Origin of the sequence: Spirosoma utsteinense (assembly GCF_014282275.1) — a bacterium.
In the GTDB taxonomy this organism is placed as follows: domain Bacteria; phylum Bacteroidota; class Bacteroidia; order Cytophagales; family Spirosomataceae; genus Spirosoma; species Spirosoma utsteinense.
This window is the reverse complement of record NZ_VFIA01000049.1, coordinates 25,807-32,988: the sequence shown is the minus strand read 5'-3', so window position 1 is coordinate 32,988 and position 7,182 is coordinate 25,807. Positions and strand designations below refer to the sequence as shown.

The 7,182-nt window shown below is 53.5% G+C and carries 4 protein-coding genes; 3 read left to right on the top strand and 1 reads right to left on the bottom strand.

The window, feature by feature from the left end:
* The first annotated feature begins 340 nt into the window (after positions 1 to 340).
* From tkt to FH603_RS24445, 3 genes are all read left to right on the top strand, one after another.
* The gene (tkt, locus tag FH603_RS24455) at positions 341 to 2,389 is read left to right on the top strand and encodes a transketolase (RefSeq protein WP_186741203.1); all 2,049 of its coding nucleotides are present in this window, start codon (positions 341 to 343) and stop codon (positions 2,387 to 2,389) included.
* A gap of 66 nt (positions 2,390 to 2,455) precedes the next feature.
* Complete coding sequence (tal, locus tag FH603_RS24450) at positions 2,456 to 3,568, top strand: transaldolase (protein WP_186741200.1); 1,113 nt, start codon at positions 2,456 to 2,458, stop codon at positions 3,566 to 3,568.
* A 213-nt stretch (positions 3,569 to 3,781) separates the two neighbouring features.
* Positions 3,782 to 4,141: a hypothetical protein gene (locus FH603_RS24445; protein ID WP_186741198.1), complete on the top strand. Its 360-nt coding sequence runs from the start codon at positions 3,782 to 3,784 to the stop codon at positions 4,139 to 4,141.
* 43 nt (positions 4,142 to 4,184) lie between these two features.
* On the opposite strand, the gene FH603_RS24440 is transcribed toward FH603_RS24445, so the two are convergent.
* Positions 4,185 to 7,052 carry a Kelch repeat-containing protein gene (locus FH603_RS24440; RefSeq protein WP_186741196.1) on the bottom strand — a complete coding sequence of 956 codons (2,868 nt, stop codon included), beginning with the start codon at positions 7,050 to 7,052 and terminating at the stop codon, positions 4,185 to 4,187.
* Positions 7,053 to 7,182 lie beyond the last annotated feature (130 nt).

Genomic DNA, 7,182 nt, shown 5'->3' with positions numbered 1-7,182 from the left:
CGTTTGCGGGCTGTTCTTGAAGCGTTATTCACGGGTCGGCAGACAGTCATCGAGTTGACTTGCTTTCCCTACATTCTGAATGCGTCTTTATGATTTTGAATTAGTATTATACCAATTTAGTAAACAGCTGCAGATGCTGGCATTAACTAAATCAATGGGTACGTAAATGAATTTCGTGTACCAACAAGAGTATATAACTAACTGATAAACAGCATTTGCTCAGATATTCAATAAAATTTACTACCCTACAGGGTTTATATGAGTTATTCTATTAGTACCCGGCACACGTCTTACGGTTGTCGGGCAGCCATTTAGTAGTTTGACGTAAAGTCCATTTCATATGACCAACACAACAGTTCAACTTGACCAGCTCAGCATCGATACCATTCGGCTTTTGTCCGTCGATGCCGTGCAGAAGGCAAACTCTGGCCATCCCGGCTTACCCCTGGGAGCGGCTCCTATGGCGTATGTACTCTGGTCGCGTTTCCTGCGGTTCAACCCCAACGATCCGCACTGGCCCGACCGCGACCGGTTTGTGCTTTCAGCGGGTCATGGTTCGGCGCTGCTGTACAGTATGCTCCATTTGTACGGGTACGACCTCTCACTCGACGACCTGAAACAGTTCAGACAAATGCACTCGAAAACACCCGGCCACCCCGAATCGAATTTAACGGCCGGTGTGGAGGTGACTACGGGACCGCTTGGACAGGGGTTTGCCAACGGGCTTGGTATGGCTATGGCGGAGGCTTTTCTGGCTGCTACCTACAACCGGGAGGGCCACACGGTCGTTGACCATTACACCTACTCTATCGTTAGCGACGGCGATCTGATGGAAGGTATTGCCTCTGAAGCGGCTTCACTGGCCGGGCACCTCAAGCTCGGCAAGATGATATACCTCTACGACGACAACCACATTTCACTCGATGGACCTACCAGCCTTGCCTTTACAGAAGACCGCATGAAGCGCTTCGATGCCTATGGCTGGCACACGCAGCACGTAGCCGATGGCAATGATCTCGATGCTATCGAAGCAGCCATCCGGGCAGCTCAGGCCGATACAGAACGCCCTTCCATTATTTCGGTGCAAACCGTAATCGGGTATGGCAGCCCCATGGAAGGCACCAGCAAAGTGCATGGCAGCCCATTGGGCGAAGAGAATGTCCGGAAGGTAAAAGAGTTTTTTGGATTTGATCCCGACCAATCCTTCGTTGTCCCCGATTGGGTACGGGAACACGTGGGTGAAGCCGGGAAACGGGGTGCCGACCTGCAATCCGACTGGAAACAACGGTTCGAGGCTTATTCTCAGGAGTTTCCAGCCGAGAGTCAGCAGTTTACGCTGTCGTTTGCGGGAAAACTACCGGAGGGCTGGGATAGTAAGCTGCCCCTGTTTACGCCCGATGATAAAGACATGGCAACCCGCCAGGCTTCGGGCAAAGCACTGGGTGCCCTGAAAGAGCAGGTACCTTTTTTGTTTGGGGGTTCAGCCGATCTGGCTTCGTCCAACGAAATGCCAACCAAGGGCGAGTTAAGTTTCCAGCCCGGTCACTACGAGCTATCCAACATCTGGTTCGGCGTTCGTGAACACGCCATGGGAGCGGCCCTCAACGGAATGTCGCAGCACGGTGGGGTACATCCCTACGGCGGAACGTTCCTGAATTTTTCCGACTATATGCGCGGAGCGATTCGCCTTACCGCCCTGGCTGAGTCGAAAGCAACGTTTGTTTTCACCCACGACAGTATTGGATTGGGCGAAGATGGACCTACCCACCAGCCCGTCGAACAGGTAGTGTCTTTACGAACCGTACCCAACATCATCGTTATCCGTCCCGGCGACGGCAACGAAACGGTAGAAGCCTGGCGCGTAGCCATGACCCAGCCCAAAACGCCGGTTGTCCTAATTTTATCGCGGCAGAAGTTGCCCGTGCTCGATCAGGCCAAATATGGTTCGGCCCGGCAGGGCGTTGAACGGGGCGCGTATATCCTGAGCGAAGCGGAGGGTACCCCCCAGCTGATTTTGATCGGGACGGGGTCGGAGCTGTCGCTGGTTCTTAAAGCACAGGCCGAGCTAAAAAAGCAGGGCATTCAGGCACGCGTCGTCAGTATGCCTTCGTGGGAGTTATTCGAGCAGCAGGATCAGGCGTACCATCACGAGGTATTGCCCCCTACCATCAAAAAGCGGCTGGCCGTTGAAGCAGGCTCGCCTATTGGCTGGCATAAGTACGTGACCGATGAGGGCACCACGATCAGCATGAACCGATTTGGTTTATCCGGTCCCTATGAAGAGGTTTTGGCCTATTTTGGCTTTACCCTTGAAAACGTTGTCTCTTCGGCAATTGCCGTCCTGGAAGGGAAGCCGGCGGGTATCGAAAAGAAAGAAGTCCTTTCGTAAGGAGCTTACCGGCAGGTAGCCCCTTACGACAACAATCTCAACCTAGTAATTTTAACCATTTGAATCATGGCAGCAGAAAATCTGGTAAAGAAAATTCACGATTTCGAACAAAGTATATGGCTGGACTTCATCGACCGTAAGATCATGGATACCGGCGACATGCAGAAGCTGATCGATGTAGATGGCGTACGGGGCCTTACCTCAAACCCGGCCATTTTTGAAAAAGCCATCAGCAGCGGTACTGATTACGATGAGGACATCAAAAAGCTGGCGCTGGAAGGAAAAAGCAACGAAGATATATTTTATGGTGTCGCGGTAGCCGACATTCAGCGGGCGGCCGATCTGTTTCTGTCTGTTTATGACGAAGAGGTACGGGGGGCAGATGGGTATGTAAGCCTGGAAGTGTCTCCCTTTCTGGCCCGTGATACGCAGGGTACCATCGAACAGGCGAGGGTTCTCTGGAAAGCGGTCGATCGCCGGAACGTCATGATCAAAATCCCGGGAACGGCAGAGGGACTGGCTGCCATCAGACAGTGTATCAGCGAAGGCATGAACATCAATGTCACGCTGTTGTTCGGGTTAGCCCGCTACGAAGCGGTTGCCGAAGCCTATATCTCGGGCCTGGAAGACCGGGTTAAAGCGGGTCATCCCATTGACTCGATCGCGTCGGTGGCCAGTTTCTTCCTTAGCCGAATCGACGTACTGGTCGACCCGATGCTCGACGAGAAAGGTCTGGGCGATCAGAAGGGTGAAGTGGCCATTGCGCTGGCCAAGCAGTCCTATGCTATCTACAAGACTGTTTTTGGCAGCGACCGGTTTAAGAAACTGGAAGAGCAGGGAGCTAAGCCCCAGCGACTTTTATGGGCCAGCACGAGCAGCAAAAATCCGGCGTTCTCCGATGTCAAGTACGTTGAAGCGCTTATTGGACCGAAAACGGTAAACACGGTACCCATGGAAACACTGGAAGCGTTCCGCGACCACGGACAGCCGGACTCCCGGCTTGAGTCAAACATGGAGGGTGTAAACCAGCTGCTGGATAAACTGGCGGAAGTTGGCATCGATCTGGATGCTGTTAGCCAGCAACTGGAAGATGAGGGCATTGAAAAGTTTAACAAGCCCTATGAGAAGCTGCTGGAAGCTATCGATAAACAAAAAGAGAAATCCCTCGCATCGGCTTAATGCAGCCTGCTCATCAGGCTAATTTACGCGTTTCCAACAAAGTCGGCTCTGGTTTCCTGCCACATAGCAGGAAACCAGAGCCGACTTTGTTGGAAATGCACCTGGAATGTAAGACCACACACTCATTTATTGGCGAATTTTCAGACTACCGGCCTACTAAAGAGTTTATATCAGGATTGACACCTGTTAAATCCTCAAACATCAATCTTAACTATGCCGATTCATGTTTCGCTCGATTACACTGTCCCTTTTCAAGTGGGCGATGAAGTCTTTACGTCCTACCCCGCTGGTAATGGAGAGTTTGTTGGTGGACCAGCCTCCTACCCCAGTTTTAAGGGAACCATATCGTCTGTTAAGCTGATGTTTGCCCTCGGTCCCACGAACAGTTGCACCATTACCGAATCGATCGACAATAAGGAATTGACCGTTGAAAAAGTCGTTTACACCGTTGTTCCCTCGCACCCAAGCCATCAGTCGGCTTTTATGGTAGAGTGTGGCGCTACATCGGACAGCGACACGAAGCTTTTTTCTACAGAAGCCGAGCTGTTAGCCTATCAAGAGGCAAAACCATAGCGTATCCCCTTGGCGATTGGTCCAGGTCAGCCCGAAAGCTGGTTCACTGCTTGACCAGCTTTCGGGTCTGGATGCCGGCTTCTGACTGTACCGAGATAAAGTACAACCCGGCTGGCCAGTCGTTTACACTCCAGTTCTCCGGTTGACGATCCTGCTTGCGTACGTTCACCATGGTTTGCCCCAGCGTGTTCGTTATGTGAATCGTCAGGGGGGGTACATGATCGGCGCCAACGTCGATGCTTAACTGACCCGAAACAGGATTCGGATAAAACCGCCAGCTACTTTCCGGAACAGCAATAGGGTCACCCCAAAACGGTATCCGGCCCGACGCGTTGTTGACTACGGTGAAAACGAGGGTACTGGCAGCCCCGGCCGTACCGCTACCCCTGGCTTCGGAAAAGGGTGTGGCTGTCAGCGTGTAGGTTCCCGTCGCGGGTTTCCAGGCGTTATAGTTGCCCTTGCTGTCGCCGTATAAGGCATAGGGAGCATCAGTCTCCGTTACGGCTCTATTTTGCGGACCGCTCAGGGTCATAACGACACTACCTACTGTTCCGGGGTTGGTATTGGCACGTATATTCAGGTTGGTTGTTGGCAGGTTGGCCAGGTTGATCACCTCCTGGTTCGTCAGCACCCGTATGTCCTGCTCGGTATCGGCATTGATCAGGGTAAAATTTGTCACAGCCAGGGCAGGTGCAGCTACGTTACTGACGATAAGCGTAAACGTTTCCTGATCGGTAGCCCCTTTACTATCGGTGGCGTTGACCGTGATGGGGTAGGTACCTGCTGCCTGGACCCCGGGAGATACCGTAAGGGTAGCGGCCGTCAGCGACGCAAATGATGGCAGGTTAGTGGCGGTAAACGTTACCGCGTCCCCATCGGGGTCAGTGGCCGTCAGGAGTAGGGTGAGTGTGTTTCCCGCAACGACGGTCTTTGAGCCAATAGCAGCCAGCACGGGCGGACTGTTAGCTACATCAGCGTTACCCAGCACTTCGATCGCTGAAATTTTGGGGCGATTAACCGTAGCGGCAAAATCAATGGAGAGTGTACCATCCCCCACGAAAACGTCAACTGTTTTCACCTGTGCCGTCATGGTTCCAACCTCGGCATTGATGTCATAATTTACCAGTTCGGGGGTGCCACCTTCCAGGTTTACCGTGAACACGCGCTGCCCGGCTCCTCCCGCCCTTCCACCGGTCGCTCCCCAATAGATTTCGGCGAAGTGCAGCTTAACCGTATACATACCGCTTCGGGGGACCGGCATGGCAAACGTGAATCCTCCCAGGTTGCTGGCGCTGCTGTATTCTGTCTGGTAGAGAACATCGGCATCCGTACCGGCAACGGCCGTCACGTTCGAATTGGCAAAAGGCACCCCTCCCGAAAAATATTGGCTGGCACTCCAGCTAATTCCATTCGTCGTAACCGCTGGCCCGCCCGCGTTGATCCGCGCCAGAACTTGCGTAGAACTACCCCCACTCACCGTAAAGGAAATAGTAAGGGTAGCATTCGTATAGCCGGGAGCCGAAGCGGTCAACGGATAGGTGTACGTACCGCTTGCCAAACCAGCCGGGTTGAGCGTTAGCCGGACGGATGCGCCGGATTCATCGGTGCTGCCCGCTAACTCATTTATACTGAGCCAGCCCGGCAAGCCCGCGGTGTTGACTGTAAACGTGGCGTTGCCGGATATCGTCCCTAACAGCACCGTTGCCGTTACAGGGCCGCCCCCCGTCACGGCTGACAGCGAAAGTTGATTCGGCCAGAAGTTGAGGGCGTAGCTTCGAGTGCGTGTAACGGTTTTCAACCAGGTTTTGCTCTCCGGGTATTGGGTAGATCGGATGCCACCATGCGAAACGATAAAGTCGTTATTGATCACTTTTCCCGAAGCCGCCACCAGGAAGTTGGGCAGCTGGTCGATCAACTGCCAGGCATTGCCGGCTGGATCATATTGCAGGACGTTTGTGCCCTGAAACTGCCCGCCCGTCACCCAAATTTTTCCGTCGAGCGCAAACGTACCGGGTTCAATGTGAGACGTGGCATACGGCAAATCCATTTTCCGGGTCCATATGTTGGTCGCCGGATCATACTCATGAACCAGTTTCACGTCCTGTCCACCTCCGCAGTCATGGCCGTACTGACCGCCAATGGCGTAAATTTTGCCGCCCACGGTGGTCGTTCCAAAGTGATTACGCGGGTTGGGCATCGGAGCCAGGCCCGTTTGCCAGCCAGCAGAGGGGTTATCCAGGTCGTAAACAAACTGGTCGCCATAGTCATTGTTGCAGACAAGCGTTCCAAACCCGCCGAACAGGTACAGCCGACGTCCCAGCCTTACCAGACCGCCCCCCGCCCGCGGGGCAGGCAACCGGGGGCCCTCCGTCCACGAATTGGAGACTATGCTGTAAATCCAGACTTTGTCGGTGACCGGGCCGGGATTATTGCCAACCCTGCCCCCCACTATCCAGATCGTATTGTCGACCAGCGCTATGCCATTATGGGTAACCGCATAGGGCTTTCCCTGAGGGTCGGAAGGCATTGGTGCCAGTAAGGTCCACTGGTTTGTGGCTGGATCGTACACTTCGTTCGAGTTGCTGATTTTCAACGCCGGAGCAAACCCGCCGAACACATAAACTTTATTAGCATAAACAATACTCTGCCCTTCGGCCCGCTCCCGAAGTGCGGGAGCCCGTTGTGTCCAGTTGAGATAGATGGGGTCGTCACTTGGCTTAACGTGACCGGCAAAGGCTTTGGGCAAACCAAATGCCCTGACGTTACCCGCCCTGCCACTCGCAGCATGTGTGCATTGATAGCCGGGAGGGATACTGGCCTGTAGTGGCCAGCTTAATAAAAAGGTCCCTAGAAACAGGGAGGCCCACAGCGTGCATTGACGGAGAAATAAGGGTGCGTAGCGATCGAGCATAGCTGTAGTAAAAGCTATTGAATAGATAGGAAGACAGCTAAAACTAGCCAAACACCTCTTTAGCGTAGCGCTTTCTCCTGCCAACTTTTATCGTATGGCCCACAACCAGACAAATTCGTTCTATCTGTCT